Below are 15,628 nucleotides of genomic sequence, written 5' to 3'. Positions count from 1 at the left end.
CCGGCGATCACCGGTATCGGACCAGCCGATTGATCAATTCGGGCTGTGCCTGCTGGAGCCGTTGCGGAGGAAGGTCCAAAGCGACGGCTTCCAGGTCGTCTACGACCATCCGGCCGATCTCCCATAGCGCTTCCTGGATCGACCCGGCCCGGTGCGCGGACAGCACCGTGCCCGGCGCGGACCGTATCGGATGATCGGCCGGGAGCGGCTCGGCGGGAAAGACGTCGATTCCGGCCCGGAATCGACGCGCCATCAACAGTTCGGTCAGCGCGTCGAAGTCCACCACGTGCGCCCGACTGATCAGGATCAGCACCGAGTTGCTGTCGATCTGCTCGAGCATCTCGCGAGACAGCAGTGCGCCGTTTTCCATCGTCGGCGACGCCAGGACGAAGATCACCCGAGAACTGCTCAGCAGCTCGGGCAACGCGACCGGAGAGACTCCCTGGCTGCGCAGGTAACCATCGGCCAGCCACGGGTCATAGACCGAGATCGGGCATCCGAACGGCCTCAAGAGTTCACGCAGGTTGCGGGCGATGCTGCCGTACCCGATCAGGCCGACCGGCTGATCGAAGAGCTGAAACGTGCCCGTGTTGCCGGCATGCAGCCATTTCTCGGTCCCCGCCCTCAGGGCTGAATCGCCGTCGACGACCTGGCGGCTCACGGCGAGGGCGAGCGCCAACGCCATTTCGGCGACCTGTGGACCGAAGGCAGGGGCTGCCGAGAGCACGCGAGTGCCCTGGGTGAAACAGGCTCGGTAGTCGAGATCGGCCGGAAACGCGCCCGAGACGTCGAGTATGGCGCGCACGTTGGTCGGCACCGGGCCGTATCGCCAACCCGAACACACCACTGCGCGAGCATCGGCCAGCGCTTCGCGCGCGAGCTCGACGGGCATCGGCTCGTCCCTGCCCCACACCACGTCGACGACTTCGGTGAGCCGCTGCCGATCAGCAGTCGAAAAGATCTCGCCCATGCTGCGAAAGTGCGGATCGATGACGACAGCAGGCTTGCTCATAAACTGGTCTCCTGTTCAGGTTGGCGGAAGCGGGACCCCACGGACGCCGACGTCGATCTCGGTCAGGTGCCATCGGCCGTGATTGGCGGCGATCAGGCTCTCTTTGGCGAAGGCGATGTTTGTCGGATGGGCCAGGATGTGCGCGCTGACGTCCTCGGCGACGACGGTCACGGTGCCCGACGGGTCGATGCGCAGAATCCTGCTGGGCTGGTAGCAACCGACGAAGACCGAGCCGTCGGCTGCGACGGCCAGGCCGTCTGGGTAGTCCCCAGGCAGCTCGGCCAGTACCCTGCGGCCTCCTGCCGAGCCGTCGGGACGGATCTCAATGGCCGACACACGCTGGCCGAAGGTCTCTGCCACATAAATCCACGAGCCGTCCGCACTCAGGGCCAGTCCGTTCGCGAAGTCGAACGGGCCGGCGTGCCAGAGCTCACCGTCACCGTCTGGGTCGAAGCGCAGGATGCCAGGCCCTGGCTGGCGCATTGCCCAGCTGTCCGACACGTAGAGCCTGCCGGCGGCATCGAAGGCGGGATAGTTCGGAATGCGGAGGGTGTGTCCCGGGACGCCGCTGGCGAAGGGCATAACCGATCCGGAGCGTGGGTCCAGCCGATAGACCGCGGCGTGGGCCAGGTCGCAGACGAACAGGTCACCGCTCGGCCCGAAGGCGAGACCGAGGCAGAACCCTCCGGTGCTGGCTACCAGCTCGCGCCGACAGCCGTCCGGCGCGATGCGGTAGATCTGGCCGGTCTCTCCACCGCACCAGACGTTGCCGTCGCGATCGATCGCCACGCCTTCGGGATGTGCCAGGCGTGGTTCGGTGATCATCCCGTCGCAGAAGATCCGCACGGATCTCATCTCCCCACGAATCGTGGTTCACGCTTGTTGAGGAAGGCGTTGATTCCTTCCGCGGCATCGGCCGTGCCGAACAGGCGCGACAGCGCCTGTTGTTCGATCGTCAGCCCGTCCTCGAGGCCGCCTTCCAATCCAGTGCGCAGCACGTGTTTGGCCTCGGCGACGGCCATCGGTGGCCGACCGGCGATCTCCTCGGCCAACTCGATCGCGCGGTCCATCAGCTCACCGGCGGGATGAACCCTGGACACCACGCCGCTCGCGCGGAGTTCGTCGGCGTCGATGAATCGGCCGGTCAGCACCGCCTCGGTGGCGAACCGAATCCCAGCGGCGCGGGCGAGCCTCTGGGTGCCGCCGCCTCCGGGTAGCAGGCCGAGCTTGATCTCCGGCAGGCCGAAGCGCGCCCGTTCAGCGGCGACCACGAGGTCGCAGCACAACGCCACCTCGAACCCGCCGCCCAGTGCGTACCCGTTGACCGCGGCGATGGTGATCTGCGGCAGCGACTCCAGCGTGCTGAACACTCGCCTACTGAGTCGCTGATAGGAGTCGAATTCGTCGGAACTGACGGCGTGATACTCCCCGATGTCTGCGCCGGCGATGAACCCTTTCCCCGTGCCGGTGAGCAGCAACACCCGTACCGCGGGATCATCGCGCAGCGCCTCGAAGTAGCTGCCGATCGACTCGACGAGACTGCGTGACAACGCGCCGAGGGCCTCCTCGCGCTCGATCCGCAGGATCGCGACTTCGTCTCGGCGATCCTCGATCAGATGCTCATGCAACCGCCTCATAGCGCTCCCGCTCGCCGGAGCTCGTCCAGTTCGGTGTCGTCCAGTACCGCGGCGAGGACTTCATGGGTGTGCTCGCCGACCGCAGGTGGCCTGCGGCGTTGTGTCCAGGGGGTCTCGGACAGGGTGATCGGGCACCCGACCAAGCGCAGGGTCCTGCCGTCGACATCATCGATCTCGACGACCAGTTCCGAGTCGTCGGCGACCAGCTCGTCCATCGCTTCCTTCATCGTGCGCACCGGAGCTGCCCATAGACCGGCGTCCAGCAGGGCTGTCAGCCATTCGTCGCTGCCGCGTTCCTTGCTGCGGTGTTCGATCCGCCGTTTGATCGCGTCGCGATCGTCCCAAGGGTCCAGATCGGCGAGTACTTGATCGTCAAACACCCGGGCGACGGCGGCCAGGTCGCCCATCGCGATCGCGATCCAGCCGTCCACCGTCGGGTAGATGCCGAACGGTGCCGACAGCCACGGCTGTGCAACGCCGGCCTCGGACCGTTCGAAATCGAGGCCCAGGTTCGTCATCGCCGACAGCTCCTGGCAAAGGATGGCCATGGTGGCGTGGTAGAGATCGACTTCGACTCGTTGGCCGATACCGTGCCGTTCCCTGGCGAAGAGCGCGGCCAGGATCCCGTTGGACAGTGTGAGGGCGGCGGTCGCGTCGCAGATCGAGGTTCCGGCTGCGGTAGGTGGATCATCAGCGGTCCCGGTGTTGAAGGCGAGCCCGGTGGCTGCCTGGATCAGCAGATCCTGACCGGGGCGATTCATTGCGGCGTACTTGGTGCGTTGTCCCCAGCCGGAGCCGGAGCAGTAGATGATGTCGCGACGTACGGCGCGGAAGTCGTCGTAACCGAGGCCGAGGCGGTCCATCACGCCCGGCCTGAAGTTCTCCACCACGACGTCGCACGTCTGCCCCAGTCGCAGGAGGGCGTCACGAGCTCCTGGTGCCTTGAGGTCGACCGCCACCGAACGCTTGTTTCGGTTCATCGCCAGGAAGGCTGCGGAGTCGCCGTCGAACAACTGGCCTGCAAAGGTGAGTCCGCGTTCCCACTCGCCCTTGTGCGGTCGTTCGATCTTGATCACGTCGGCTCCCAGGTCGGCCAACACCTGGGTGGCGAAGGGACCGAGCATCATCTGGCTGAAGTCGAGCACGCGGATGCCGTCGAGCGCCGCTGGATGTTCGGCCATCAGTCGGCCCGCCCGGTGGGTCCCAGGATGCTCAGGCCACCATCCACCCGCAGGCAGCTGCCGGTGACGAATGAGGCGTCGTCACTGATCAGATATGCGGCTGCGGCGGCGACCTCGCTCGGTCGGCCGAACCGGCCGAGTGCGTGGGAAGCGTTCCAACTCGCGATCAGTGCGTCGGGGTCGGATGCGTGGGCGAAGATCTGCTCGTTCATCGGTGTCATGATCGTTCCCGGGGCCAGGCAGTTCACCCGGACGCCGTCGGCGCCGTATTCCACGGCTGCCTGCTGCGTTAGCGCGATGATGGCGCCTTTGGTGGCCGCATATGCGGCCCATCCGGGCATTCCGACCAGCGCCTGCACGCTGGACAGATTGACAATGCAGCCCTTGCTCTGGATCAGATGCGGCAGGGCGTACTTCATTCCGCGCCAGACGCCGGTCAGGTTCGTGCTGAGTACCCGTTGCCAGTCGTCCTCGGTGGTGTCGGCGACGGTTCCGCCGACGGCGATGCCGGCGTTGTTCACGATGGCGTCGATGCGACCGAATCTTTCTGCGGCCTCACCGACGAATTGCGCCACGTCGGCGCTTTGGGAAACGTCGGCCCGCCATGCGGACCCACCAATTCGATCCGCGACAAGGGTCGCCTTGTCCAGATCGCGGTCGGCCAACCCGACCGTGGCGCCCTCTGTTGCCAGTCGGGTGGCGATCGCCTCACCGATGCCGGCAGCGGCACCGGTGACCAGGCACACTCGGTCGTCCAGTCTCATGCCGACTCCCGGATTCTGAGGTTGCAGGGCAGTGTGGTGATTGTTCGGGGTCCGGTTCGCTCTCCCAGCATGCGCTGCAGCAGCTGCTTTCCCGCTGCCCGGCCGGAGTCGTAGGCGGGGTTGGCGATTGTCGTCAGTGCGGGACGCACCAGCGAGGCGGCGTCGATGTCGTCGAATCCGACCAGTGCGACGTCGTCGGGGATGGACCGGCCGATCTCGGTCAGTGCATCCATCGCGCCGATGGCCATCAAGTCGTTGCCGCAGAACACGGCGTCGATCTTCGGATCGATCTTGATCAACGAGTGCATGGCCTGGCGGCCTCCATCTCTGGTCCATTCGCCGTAAGCGACGAGTTTGCGGGACACGCGCCGCCCAACCGATCGCAGAGCGCTGCGATAGCCACTGATTCGATCGTTGTTGAGATCCTTTGCGCCGGCGATCATGGCGATCCGCTGTGATCCGCGTTCCAACAGATGGCGGGTTGCCTCCCAGGCGCCCTGTTCGCCGTCGGTGATGACCCGATCGACGCTGGGGTGATCGATGCTTTCGCCCATGCAGACGATCGGTACCCCGAGATCGATCACCCGTTGCACCTCCGAGGTAGCCAGGTGGTACGACGTCATCGCAATGCCGTCGACGTGGCGGTCGAGTGCGTCGTCGATGAAATCCTGCTCACGATCGCGAGCACCGTCGGTGTTGCAGATCGTCAGCCGATAGCCCTGGGCATCCAGTTCGTCGGCCAGCCCCCGCGCGAGAACCGTGTAGAACGGGTTGGTCAGATCCGGGATGATCAAGGAAACCGTCATCGATCGGCTGATCCGCAGGCTCCGCGCAATGCTGCTGGGCCGATAGCCGACCTCCCGGACTGCTCGACGCACACGTTCCTGGGTGGACTCGGCGACCGGACGGTTCCCGGAGAGCACATGCGAAACGGTCGTTTCGCTGACCCCGGCGTGTTCGGCGACCTGCTTGATCGTGGCACGCGTGCGGGGGTTGGAGGTCAGTGCCATGCGAACGTCCTATCTCGACATCCGGATGATGCCGTACAAGGGAACCTGGCCCACCAGCAGCCGGTACCGCTCGCCTTCGACAGCCTCCAGGGTCGCTTCGAAGTCACCGTGTGGGCTGACTGCAGCAACCCGTTGGAACCCTTGCGGCAGCGTCACCTCGATCCGCGCCTTCTCGATCACCGGAACGGCATCGGTGACCGGATCGTAGTCGTAACGGATCAGATGGATTGCGGCATCGCCGCCGGGTAACTGGACGATGTTGTACGCCGTGTCGCCCAGCCCGTCGGCGGCGATCTGGGGTTCGAGGACTCGTGTCAGATCGGCTGCCCCGGCCATGTGATCGTACGCCGGATGGTTCGCGATCTCCGGCCGGTCTGCGCACACCTCGGCGGTGGCGATCACCCTCGCCCCACGCTCCAATGCAGCCTGCACCGCAACCGCTTGCCTGTCGGTGAGGTAAGTGCATCCGGGCAGGACGATCGTGGTGTATTGCTCCAGTGCGGTCGCGGTGACGTGGTCGGTGCCAAGTTCGTCGTCCGGGAAGTACACGACGTCGTACACGTGCCCGGCGTCGCTCAACGCCTCCGCGACCGACCAGAACGGGCCACGGTCGGCGACCTGCCGGTTGACCCGATTGTCGCCGGTGTCCCCCATCAGATCCGGCGGGGCTATTCGCCGGAAGGCGCTCCCGGCGCTGAACACCACCGCAAGCCGTGAGTAGGTGGCCGGCGCGAACAGGTCTTCGTGATCGGCCAGGAAGTTGCCCGCCTCAAGGCAGAGTTCATGGGGGGCGTAGAAGGCGTCCTCGATCTCGCTGCCCATCCATGACCCGTACGGCAGGCTCATGTTCACCCCCAGTGCCGCCGCTTCGTAGATCGACAGCCGGAACCGGTCGAATTCGCGACCGGACCGCAGCGCGTTGAGGAGATCGGGAACCACCCCACCGTACGGATTCTCCACGACGACGAGTGGCTTCTCGCCCGCAAATGCTGCCGCGTGCCTATACCAGGCCGGCTGCCGGTAGGTGGTGTTGCGCATCTCGGTGACGATGACATCCACCTTCTCGCGCATCGGGTAGTAGTGCTCGAAGAGGTTGAAGAAGTTGCCGGTGATCTTGATGTCTCGGTTCTTGCTGGCAGCGTAGCTGCGGGCATAGTCGGCCAGCTCGCCGAAGTAGCGGACGATGTTCTGTCGCTGAAACCGCATGTAGGAGTCGAACAGAGGTGTCTGCTCACGATTTGTGGTGAAGTCGTAGCCGCGCGCCAACAACCACTCGCCGTAGTGGAAAGTTTCCAGGTCGGCTCGATCAAGCTCGGCCGGTCGGCTCGGTGCCTGCTGCAGGAATTCGCGGAACCCGGACATACAGGTGTGGCAAAAGCAGCCGCCGTACTGCAGCGAAGTGATCGGGGTCTCCGCCTCGTCGAACTGGATTCCCTGGACCCCGGCGTCGATCTGGGTGCGGATCACACCCTTGAGGTACTCACGCCACACCGGGTTGTTTCGCTCCATCATGATGTTGTAGTGCTCGGAGCCGGGCACCTCGATCCACAGCGCGTGCAGTGGGTCACCGTGGATGTTGCGCTGTGCGCACTCTTCCAGCGGGTCGGTCACCGGTTGGCCGTCGGTGGAACGAATGCCATCCGGGAAATAGGACTCGAACGTCGGCCAGAGCTTCGGGTAACGGTTCTGCCAGAACTCACGCAGTCCCAGCCAGTCCGCCTTGCCGGCGCCTCGGGTCTCGTTCAGCGAGAGCACGACGCTCTCGTCGTCGTTCAGTTCGACCGGGAACTCCCACGCGTGTTCGAAGACCACCCCGAAGACGGTGATGCCCCGCTTCCGGCATTCCTGGATGAACTCTGCGTCGTTGAGAAAGCCGTAGAAGCGAAAGCGTGCGGGAATCGCCCCGTGCGCCTCGTCTTCCAGGTACGGCAGGGAAACGACGCCACCGCCCAGAGCCGACCACACCAGCATCGTTGCCCGGTAGGCGGCAAGATCCTCAACCATCGTCAACCGGCGAGGCGGCAGACTCGGGTGATAACAATGCTGCCGTGGGAACCAGCCGTCGAAGTACACTCCACGTTCCACAACAGTCTCCTATTTCATGCCAGTCATGGAAATGCCGCTGACGAAGTAGCGCTGGAAGATCAGGAAGACGATCAGTACCGGGATCGTAGCGATCACAGACCCAGCCATCAGCAGTGTCCAAGCCGTCTGGTGCGCGCCGACGAACAGAGCCAGCCCCAAGGACAGCGTGTAATGCTGTGGGCTGCTCATGACGATCAACGGCCAGTAGAAGTCGTTCCAGAAGAATCCGAAGGTGAAGATCGCGTTCGCTGCCAGCACCGGCTTGCACAGCGGGAGGACGATCGACCAGAAGATTCGAAACTCCGAGGCCCCTTCGACGCGGGCCGCGTCCAGCAGCTCGTCGGGAATGCTCACCATGAACTGGCGAATCAGGAAGATGCCAAACGCGCTCACCACGGCCGGGACGATCAGGCCGGCATATGAGTCGAGCCAGCCGTGCCCACCTGATCCCAACGCATTGTTGCCGCCGAAGAACGGGATGTGCTTCAAGATCAGGTAGTTGGGGATCGTCGTCATCTGACCGGGGACCAACAGGGTGGCCAGAAACAGTCCGAACAGCCAGGACCGACCCGGGAAGCGCCGCTTCGCGAAGGCGTAGGCCATCAGCGAGTCGAGAAACAGCTGCAGCACCGTCGTGACGACCGCGACGAGTGTGCTGTTGAACAGCCAGGTCCCGATATGGCCGCCCGAACCGAAGAACGACGTGTAGTTCTGGATGGTCGGATTCTTCGGGATCCAGTGGATCGGCCAGCTGAAGATGTCTCCCTCGTGTTGGAATGACGCACTCACCATCCATGCGAACGGCGCCAGGCAGACGATCGCGCCGGCGATCAAGATCACGTACCTGATGATCAGCAGGACGACACCAAGGGCCGAAACCGGTTTGCGTCGATGAGCCGCGCGCGATGCTGAGTGTGGCGACGCCGCCGCTCGACTGAGCATCTGTCCGGTCGATGCCATCACAGATCACCTCCTGACCCTGGCCGGTAGATCCGCAACTGCAGGATCGTGAAGACACCGAGCATCAGCATCAGAAGCACGGACAACGCGGACGCGTATCCCATCTTGAAGAACTGGAACGCGTTCTGGTAGATGAAGTACATGATGGTGTTCGTCCGTCCGACCGGGCCGCCGTTGGTCATGATGTAGATCTGCGTGAACACCTGGAACGAGCCGATGACCGACGTCACCACCAGGAACAGTGTGGTCGGTGCCAGCAGCGGGATGGTGATCCGGAGAAGTTGTTGGACGCTGTTGGCCCCGTCGACCCGGGCTGCTTCGTAGTAGCTTTGCGGGATCGACTGCAGGCCCGCGAGGTAGATGACCATGGCGAATCCAAGGTTCTGCCATACGGACATGATGATGACCGCCGGCATGGCCAGATTCGGATCCGAGAGCCAGCTGATGGGGTGGTGCACCAAACCGATGTTTTGCAAGTAGTAGTTGAGGATGCCGTAATCGCCGTTGTAGATGAATTTCCAGACGATCGAGGAGACCACCATCGGGGTGATGACGGGCAGATAGAAGATCGCACGAAAGATCGCCCTTCCCCAGATCTGCTGGTTCAGCATCAAGGCGATGATCAACCCCGCGGCCATCGTCAGCGGGATGGACCCGATGGTGAAGTAGCCGGTGTTGATCACCGCTTGACCGAGGTCGGGATCGCTCAGCGCGTCCTTGTAGTTCTGCATCCCGACGAACGGCTTGTAGGACTCGATGATCGACCACGAGTGGAAACTCAGGTAGAAGGAGAAGGCCAGAGCGGCCAGGGTGAAGATGGTGAACAGGATCAGCCCCGGCGACAGGAACGCGTACGCGCTCCACTCGCGTCGCATGTCTTGCCTGACCGTCCGTCGGCGCCGAGCCCTGGCCGGCGCCGCGACCTCATGGGTTGCCATCGTTTGACTTACCTCCATCGGTGCACCCCGGTTGCGACGTCACACGGGATCACCTGACCCGTGTTGCCTTGATCATTTGGCCAAGAGTTGGTTCGCGTACTTCGCCGTGTCCTGCATGGCTTCTTGGGCCGTGGCTTTGCCGTAGATGACCTTCGTCAGTTCGTCGTTGAGGTGGTCCTGGATCTGACCCCACTGGGCGCTGTTCTGGGTGATGACCTGGCAGGACATCATCGAGGCGAACGACTTGAGCCACTCCTTGCCCTTGAAGGTCGCCGGGTCATTGAGCAGCGACTTCAGCGGCGGCAGCTCGGTGCTGTCCGGCTGTCCGACGTTCCACGTCTTCAGGCTGTCCGGCCGAGAGAGGTACTGCATCCACAGCCAAGCCGCATCCTTGTTTTTTGACTGGTCGAACATCACGAGACTGTCGCCGGCGACCTGCGTCGCGCACTTCTTGTCCTGCGGGATCATCGCCGTCGCCCACTTGCCCTTGATGTTCGGCGCCTCGCTGATCAGCGATCCGCCGAACCAGGAGCCGGCGATGTACATCGCAACCTGCCCGTGTTCGAAGGCGACCCGGCCGTCGTAGGAGTTCGAGTTCAGGTAGTCCGCCGGAGCGTACTTGGCCAGACCGGTGTAGAACGCGGCGCCTCGAACGGCCTCCGGAGAGTCCATCAGAGCCTTCTTGCCGTCGTTGGACAGCATCTGACCGCCTGCCGACGCCACAAACGGCTGGACGTAATAGCCGGACTCGGGCCCGAAGATCGCAATGCCGCTTCGCTTCTGCGCTGGTTGAGTCAGCTTCTGTGCGTCGGCTTGCAGCTCGTCCCACGTCTTCGGAGGGCCACTGATGCCCGCCTGCTTGAACAAGTCGGTGCGGAAGAACAGACCGGTTGTCTCGTTGTCGAACGGCAGGCCGTACATGGTGCCCTTGTAGATCGAGTTCTCGGTGAAGTTCTTGACGTAGTCATCCTTCTTGATGACACCCCCGCCGGAGATGTACCCGTCCAGACCAACCAGCGCGCCACGCGAAGCGAAGTCGGCGACGCCGGAGCTGTCCATGTACGCCACGTCCGGCGCGGTGCCACCGGCCACCATCGTGACCAGCTTCTGCTGCTCGGAGTCGGAAGGGATGTTGTTGAACTTGACCGTGATGTTCGGATACTCCTGGTGGAACCCGGCGTAGAGCTTCTTCATTGCCGGCTGATCACCCACCCAGGACGCGAACGTGATCGTGACCGGTTTGGTGGGGGCAGACACCTTCTGCGGTGTCGCACTGCCCGAGGTTGGTCCGGTGGGCTTGGTCCCCACCGAGCACGCTGCAAGAGCAGCGCAGGTTGCCACTGCTGCGGCGGCAATCACCAGACGAGACGACTTTGTCACCATCTCAAGACCCCATTCCCGACTTTGGTTGGAGTGCTCGTCCCCAGATCATCCTGGGCCGAGGGGAAAGAACTGCGCAAATCGACTTGCACAACGCTAGGTCAGCCGCCAGCAGCCTGTCAACGGCCCGGTGTCCCCAGATTTACGCGGTCCTTGGCCAATCTGTGGTGCTTCCTCCTTGATCGGCGTCCTTCGATCGCTGTCGAAAGGCCTTCCCAAAACCACGATCCAGGGCTAACGTCCCTCCCGGCATCCAAATCGAATTGGAACGGCAGTCCGGCGGTAGCCGCCGACGCCAGATCAAACGCGGCGCACTGCTGCCCCGCGAGAGGAGCTCCCATGAAACTCGGTGTCATCGGCCTCGGAGAAGTCGCCCAGGTGGTGCATCTGCCGCTGCTGTCGGCGCTAACAGAACTGTTTGAAGTTCACTCAGCATGCGACGTGTCGCCAGAGCTCGTGCGCACAGTCGGTGACCGGTTCGCGATCCCGAACCGCTACGCCAGCAGCTCGGATCTGATCAATGCCGGCGGCATCGATGCGGTCGCCGTGCTCAGCAGTGACGAATACCACGCCGAGGCAGTCATCCAGGCCGTGAAGCAGGGGCTTCACGTCCTCGTGGAGAAGCCGATGTGTCTGTCGCCGCGCGAAGCCGAAGCGATCATCGATGCGCGTGACCGCAGCGGCTGCACGGTGATGGTCGGATACATGCGGCGGTTCGCTCCCGCGTTCCTCGAAGCCAAGGAAATGCTGGCGAGCCTTGGCCGGGTCAACTTTGCCCGAGTGCATGACGTGATCGGACGCAACCAGCTGATCATCGACCAGACCTCGTACGTGGTCCGACCGCAGGATCTACCGCAGTCTGCCATCGAGGAGCGGTGGGCCAAAGGGCGTGCACTCGTTCTCGACGCGATCGGCGACGTCGACCCAGCCGTGGCCGGCGCGTACCGGCTACTGTGCGGCCTGGGAAGCCACGACCTGTCGGCCATGCGAGAACTCCTCGGCCCAGCACGCGGCGTGCATGCCGCCCGCCAGTGGCGCGACGGCAACTTCATCGCAGCCATGCTGGAGTATGACGACTTCGTCGTCTCCTACGAGACCGGCGTCGACGAGCAGCTTCGCTTCGACGCTCACCTGGAGGTCTTCGGCGAGCATGCCAGCTTCCGAGTGCAATACGACACGCCATATGTGCGCCATCTGCCGACCACCCTCGAGGTGGAGCAGACCAGCGGGGACGCGATCACGCGGACGGTCCGTCGGCCGCATCTCAAGGACCCATACACCCACGAGTGGGAGTACTTCCACCACTGCGTGAGCGCCGGCGAGAAGCCGAAAACGAGCCCAGAAGACTTCGTCACTGACCTCCAGCTGTTCGCCGAGCTGGTTCGCCACCTGGACAAGTGACGACGACAGTCGAGCATGCACCGACGAAAGTCGACGATGACTGATTGTGCCGAGCAGAAGTCGGCGTCGTTGATCGACACCGACGTACACCAAGCGTTGCCGCACCTGCATGATCGACTTCCGCCGCCCTGGCGCGACCGATGGGTCGCGGTCGGACTAGGCGCCGGGACCGGCTATCTCAACCCACGCGGTGTGCTGCGCAGCGACACACTCCCACCCGCCGGCGGAGACCCGGCCAGCGACCCGGCGTTCCTGCTTCAAGATCACCTCGACCGGTACGATATCGACTACGCAATTCTGACCGGCCCGTTCGTGCTGCCGCTGGGAACCGATCCCGACTATCTCAATGCCGTCGCCCGAGCCGTCAACGATGCGACCGTCGAAGAGTGGCTTACCGTCAGTCCCCGGCTACAAGGGTCGATCCTGATCAACTCCGATGACCCTTCGGCCGCCGTCGGTGAGATCGAACGGTTGGCCGGACACCCGGGAATCGTTCAAGTGCTGATGGCATCCACCACTCGGCGGCCGTGCGGGCAACGCCACTACCTGCCCATCTACGAAGCAGCCGCGGCTCACGGACTGCCGGTCGCGCTGCACCCCGGAGCCGAAGGTGCCGGCAGCGCGTCACCGCCGACCCCTGTCGGGTACCCATCGCGGTATCTCGAATGGCACACACTGCTGCCGCTTACGGCGATGGCACAAGTGGCAAGTCTGGTCTGCGAAGGTGTGTTCGAACGGATCCCGACTTTGCGCGTCGTTGTCGTCGAAGGAGGCCTGTCCTGGCTGCCCCACCTGATGTGGCGCCTGGACAAGAACTTCATGGCACTGCGAGACACCGTGCCGTGGCTCACGCGGCGTCCGTCGGATTACATCAGGGATCACATCCGGCTCACCACCCAGCCGATCGAGGAGCCGGACGGACCGGACGACCTTGGTCGGATATTCGGCATGATGGCCGCCGAACGCACCGTGATGTTCTCCTCCGACTATCCGCACTGGGACAGCGACAATCCACGACTACTGTTTCGACGGCTCGATCGCGACGTGAGGCAACGAATCATGTCCGGCACCGCAGCCGAGCTCTACCAACTGCGGGAGCGGCCGCCGCGCTCGGCACGGACAACGCAGCCAGAGCATCGTTCGCCGGCGACCCACCCGCTGCCAGCAGATCAAGCCGAATGACCGCGTACGAGGTCGCACGCCTGTCCGAAATCCCTGACCGCGGCATTCTGCTCGTCACCCTAGGCAATCTGGAGATCGGCCTCTACCGCGCCGGCGACACCGTTCGAGCCTGGCGCAATCACTGCCCTCACATGGCCGCACCCGTTTGCCGCGGCAACGTCACCGGCACCATGCTCACCGGCGATGTGTACGAATACGAGTACGGCCGCGACGGTGAGATCCTGCAGTGCCCCTGGCACGGCTGGGAGTTCGACCTGGAGACCGGACGCCACCTCGCACCTGGTTCATGGGCTCGCCTCCGGGGCTACCCGACCGAGGTCGTTGACGGCATCGTTCTCTTGCATCTTCGATCGTCGCCCGGGCCGGTTCCAGGCGAGGTTGCTCGCGCCGCACACCGCGGCGCCGCGACTGACGACGCAGACGTAGTTGAGCCGACTGAACGCTGAACGTCAGTCACGAGGTGGGACCCCCCAGGTTCAAGGCGAGGAGCGCTACAGTCTCAATCTTCGAATTGAACACCACGTCGCTCCAACCATTCTTTGGGATCGACGGCTCTGTAAATGTCTCCCGGCGAAACGCCCTCGGGGTAGACCTCGAAATGCAGGTGCGGGCCGAAGCTGCGTCCCGTGACTCCCACCGCGCCGATCGGTTTACCTGTGGCCACCGACTGGCTTTGATGAACGTCAATTCGCGACAGGTGGGCGTACAAGGTACTGGTGTCGTCGGCGTGTTTGATGGTGATGTACTGCCCTGCCCAGGTGGTGGCATTGCCGTAGCCGGCGTGGGTGATGATGCCCGCTTCTGCGGCACGAACTTCAGTGCCGATCGGGGCCGCGAAGTCGAGACCGGTGTGATAGCGAGCCCACGAGCCGACCTGGCCGAAGGTTGCGCTGAGCGTGTAGTGCTCGACAGGCGTCACCGCCGTGCCGGCGTCAGCGTCCGGCGTCAGTGCCGTCGGCCTCGCGGCATCGCCGTAGGTCGTTACGTGCACGTGGTCCATGTGGTTGGCCGTGGGGCTGCCCCGGTCAGGCATGCGACGCCAACCTTCGTTGTTGCGTTGGACGTTCCAGATTCGCTGGTGGTAGATGATGTACTGCACGCCTAGTTCGGCGTGGTGGGCCTTGACCCACTCGGCGACCCTGTTCCCGTACGCCACGGCCTTGGGGCTGCTGTAGTCGCGGAAGGCAGAGCTGATCATGAGATCGACCGCTCGGCCAGACGGGTGGTCGGGGTACGGGTCGTGCGACCGGTACCCATAGAACGTTGTGATCTCGGGGAACTGCTGCTTCACGCAGCGCAGCACCAGCAGGGTGTCCGGCTCCAGTCGAGCTTCGGCCGGCGATCCCGAGGGTGGGCAGGATGATCCGGACGAGTCACCTGCACATCCGGAGTCCGTTACCGAACTGATGGTGGCGGCTTGTGGTGCCGACGATCCGGAGTCGAAGGTGGCTACAAGCTGGCGTGCGAGCGGGATGTCGTCGGCGATCGCGTCCGGAAACGCGGACCGCTGGACTCGGTCAGCCGCGTCGATGATGTCCATGTCCGGCCAGCCACGGACATCTGCGAGACCCGGGATGTGATGGCCAGCGCCTCCTGCGGGCTGAACGCCCGCCGCACGAGCCTGGGGGTACTGCTCGCGGGTGACCGTGTGCCCGACAAGGAACGTCATTGCGGCGTACGCGGGATTGGTGACCTGGGCGAGCGTGCCGTACCAGCCCGGCAGCGTACGTTGCTGGAATGGACCGGCGTCACCGTCGGCGTTCGGCCGCGTCGTAGCAGGATTTGCTCCCAAGTCGCTCTCCTGGGACGCGACCGCGATGGCGATCACTGCGGCTTGATCGGCCGGACCGCCGAGTCGATTGGCAAGTCGTCGTGCTTGCGTCCAGATGATCTTGGCCACGCCGACTTGTGCACTAGTCAGGCCCGCGACATTCGGGACCGGTCCGGCCAGCGGCTGGGACGCGCCGTCCCCAACACAGGTCTTCGGCGGCGTCGCGTTGCGCGCAGTCATGAAACCGAGAAAGGGCAACCCGAGTACGACGCCGATGACCAAGACTCCGACGACCATCATCCGGCGC

At 64.0% G+C, this 15,628-nt stretch carries 14 protein-coding genes; 3 read left to right on the top strand and 11 right to left on the bottom strand.

Annotated features, from left to right (window positions below; genetic code table 11):
- Positions 1 to 7: 7 nt before the first annotated feature.
- The 10 genes from FOE78_RS05075 to FOE78_RS05030 form a co-directional block, all read right to left on the bottom strand.
- The gene (locus FOE78_RS05075) at positions 8 to 1,012 is read right to left on the bottom strand and encodes an NAD(P)-dependent oxidoreductase (protein ID WP_143985341.1); all 1,005 of its coding nucleotides are present in this window, start codon (positions 1,010 to 1,012) and stop codon (positions 8 to 10) included.
- 15 nt (positions 1,013 to 1,027) lie between these two features.
- Positions 1,028 to 1,837 carry an SMP-30/gluconolactonase/LRE family protein gene (locus FOE78_RS05070; protein ID WP_168207391.1) on the bottom strand — a complete coding sequence of 270 codons (810 nt, stop codon included), beginning with the start codon at positions 1,835 to 1,837 and terminating at the stop codon, positions 1,028 to 1,030.
- A 26-nt stretch (positions 1,838 to 1,863) separates the two neighbouring features.
- On the bottom strand, positions 1,864 to 2,649 hold the full coding sequence (locus FOE78_RS05065) for an enoyl-CoA hydratase/isomerase family protein (RefSeq protein ID WP_143985339.1): 786 nt from the start codon (positions 2,647 to 2,649) through the stop codon (positions 1,864 to 1,866).
- Entirely contained in the window at positions 2,646 to 3,830 is a 1,185-nt protein-coding gene (locus FOE78_RS05060; RefSeq protein ID WP_143985338.1) for a CaiB/BaiF CoA transferase family protein, read from the bottom strand. Before FOE78_RS05060 ends, FOE78_RS05065 begins: the two co-directional genes overlap by 4 nt.
- The gene (locus FOE78_RS05055) at positions 3,830 to 4,594 is read right to left on the bottom strand and encodes an SDR family NAD(P)-dependent oxidoreductase (protein WP_143985337.1); all 765 of its coding nucleotides are present in this window, start codon (positions 4,592 to 4,594) and stop codon (positions 3,830 to 3,832) included. Before FOE78_RS05055 ends, FOE78_RS05060 begins: the two co-directional genes overlap by 1 nt.
- Positions 4,591 to 5,604: a LacI family DNA-binding transcriptional regulator gene (locus tag FOE78_RS05050; RefSeq protein ID WP_143985336.1), complete on the bottom strand. Its 1,014-nt coding sequence runs from the start codon at positions 5,602 to 5,604 to the stop codon at positions 4,591 to 4,593. Before FOE78_RS05050 ends, FOE78_RS05055 begins: the two co-directional genes overlap by 4 nt.
- Positions 5,605 to 5,613: 9 nt before the next feature.
- Complete coding sequence (locus FOE78_RS05045; protein WP_143985335.1) at positions 5,614 to 7,689, bottom strand: hypothetical protein; 2,076 nt, start codon at positions 7,687 to 7,689, stop codon at positions 5,614 to 5,616.
- 9 nt (positions 7,690 to 7,698) lie between these two features.
- The gene (locus FOE78_RS05040) at positions 7,699 to 8,649 is read right to left on the bottom strand and encodes a carbohydrate ABC transporter permease (protein WP_210414817.1); all 951 of its coding nucleotides are present in this window, start codon (positions 8,647 to 8,649) and stop codon (positions 7,699 to 7,701) included.
- Positions 8,649 to 9,587 carry a carbohydrate ABC transporter permease gene (locus FOE78_RS05035; RefSeq protein ID WP_168207389.1) on the bottom strand — a complete coding sequence of 313 codons (939 nt, stop codon included), beginning with the start codon at positions 9,585 to 9,587 and terminating at the stop codon, positions 8,649 to 8,651. The genes FOE78_RS05040 and FOE78_RS05035 overlap by 1 nt, the downstream gene beginning before the upstream one ends.
- 72 nt (positions 9,588 to 9,659) lie before the next feature.
- The gene (locus tag FOE78_RS05030) at positions 9,660 to 10,844 is read right to left on the bottom strand and encodes an ABC transporter substrate-binding protein (protein WP_168207388.1); all 1,185 of its coding nucleotides are present in this window, start codon (positions 10,842 to 10,844) and stop codon (positions 9,660 to 9,662) included.
- Positions 10,845 to 11,306: 462 nt separating this feature from the next.
- Between FOE78_RS05030 and FOE78_RS05025 the strand changes: the two genes are divergently transcribed.
- From FOE78_RS05025 to FOE78_RS05015, 3 genes are read left to right on the top strand one after another with little or no spacing between them, the layout of a single operon-like run.
- A complete protein-coding gene (locus FOE78_RS05025; protein WP_143985332.1) occupies positions 11,307 to 12,368 on the top strand; it encodes a Gfo/Idh/MocA family protein in 1,062 nt (353 codons plus the stop codon).
- A gap of 36 nt (positions 12,369 to 12,404) precedes the next feature.
- The gene (locus FOE78_RS05020; protein ID WP_143985331.1) at positions 12,405 to 13,550 is read left to right on the top strand and encodes an amidohydrolase family protein; all 1,146 of its coding nucleotides are present in this window, start codon (positions 12,405 to 12,407) and stop codon (positions 13,548 to 13,550) included.
- A complete protein-coding gene (locus FOE78_RS05015) occupies positions 13,547 to 13,996 on the top strand; it encodes a Rieske (2Fe-2S) protein (protein ID WP_143985330.1) in 450 nt (149 codons plus the stop codon). The genes FOE78_RS05020 and FOE78_RS05015 overlap by 4 nt, the downstream gene beginning before the upstream one ends.
- Positions 13,997 to 14,049: 53 nt before the next feature.
- Here the strand turns inward: FOE78_RS05015 and FOE78_RS23780 are convergent, their stop codons facing one another.
- On the bottom strand, positions 14,050 to 15,621 hold the full coding sequence (locus FOE78_RS23780) for a M23 family metallopeptidase (RefSeq protein WP_228266180.1): 1,572 nt from the start codon (positions 15,619 to 15,621) through the stop codon (positions 14,050 to 14,052).
- Between the last annotated feature and the right edge of the window lie 7 nt (positions 15,622 to 15,628).

It is taken from the genome of Microlunatus elymi (genome assembly GCF_007362775.1).
In the GTDB taxonomy this organism is placed as follows: domain Bacteria; phylum Actinomycetota; class Actinomycetes; order Propionibacteriales; family Propionibacteriaceae; genus Microlunatus; species Microlunatus elymi.
This window is presented reverse-complemented; position numbering and strand designations above follow the sequence as displayed.

Excerpts from the sequence above, each read along its gene's own strand:
- FOE78_RS05075 (WP_143985341.1), bottom strand. The coding sequence starts at position 1,012 with ATGAGCAAGCCTGCTGTCGTCATCGATCCGCACTTTCGCAGCATGGGC.
- FOE78_RS05070 (WP_168207391.1), bottom strand. The coding sequence starts at position 1,837 with ATGATCACCGAACCACGCCTGGCACATCCCGAAGGCGTGGCGATCGAT.
- FOE78_RS05065 (WP_143985339.1), bottom strand. The coding sequence starts at position 2,649 with ATGAGGCGGTTGCATGAGCATCTGATCGAGGATCGCCGAGACGAAGTC.
- FOE78_RS05060 (WP_143985338.1), bottom strand. The coding sequence starts at position 3,830 with ATGGCCGAACATCCAGCGGCGCTCGACGGCATCCGCGTGCTCGACTTC.
- FOE78_RS05055 (WP_143985337.1), bottom strand. The coding sequence starts at position 4,594 with ATGAGACTGGACGACCGAGTGTGCCTGGTCACCGGTGCCGCTGCCGGC.
- FOE78_RS05050 (WP_143985336.1), bottom strand. The coding sequence starts at position 5,604 with ATGGCACTGACCTCCAACCCCCGCACGCGTGCCACGATCAAGCAGGTC.
- FOE78_RS05040 (WP_210414817.1), bottom strand. The coding sequence starts at position 8,649 with ATGGCATCGACCGGACAGATGCTCAGTCGAGCGGCGGCGTCGCCACAC.
- FOE78_RS05035 (WP_168207389.1), bottom strand. The coding sequence starts at position 9,587 with ATGGCAACCCATGAGGTCGCGGCGCCGGCCAGGGCTCGGCGCCGACGG.
- FOE78_RS05025 (WP_143985332.1), top strand. The coding sequence starts at position 11,307 with ATGAAACTCGGTGTCATCGGCCTCGGAGAAGTCGCCCAGGTGGTGCAT.
- FOE78_RS05020 (WP_143985331.1), top strand. The coding sequence starts at position 12,405 with ATGACTGATTGTGCCGAGCAGAAGTCGGCGTCGTTGATCGACACCGAC.
- FOE78_RS05015 (WP_143985330.1), top strand. The coding sequence starts at position 13,547 with ATGACCGCGTACGAGGTCGCACGCCTGTCCGAAATCCCTGACCGCGGC.
- FOE78_RS23780 (WP_228266180.1), bottom strand. The coding sequence starts at position 15,621 with ATGATGGTCGTCGGAGTCTTGGTCATCGGCGTCGTACTCGGGTTGCCC.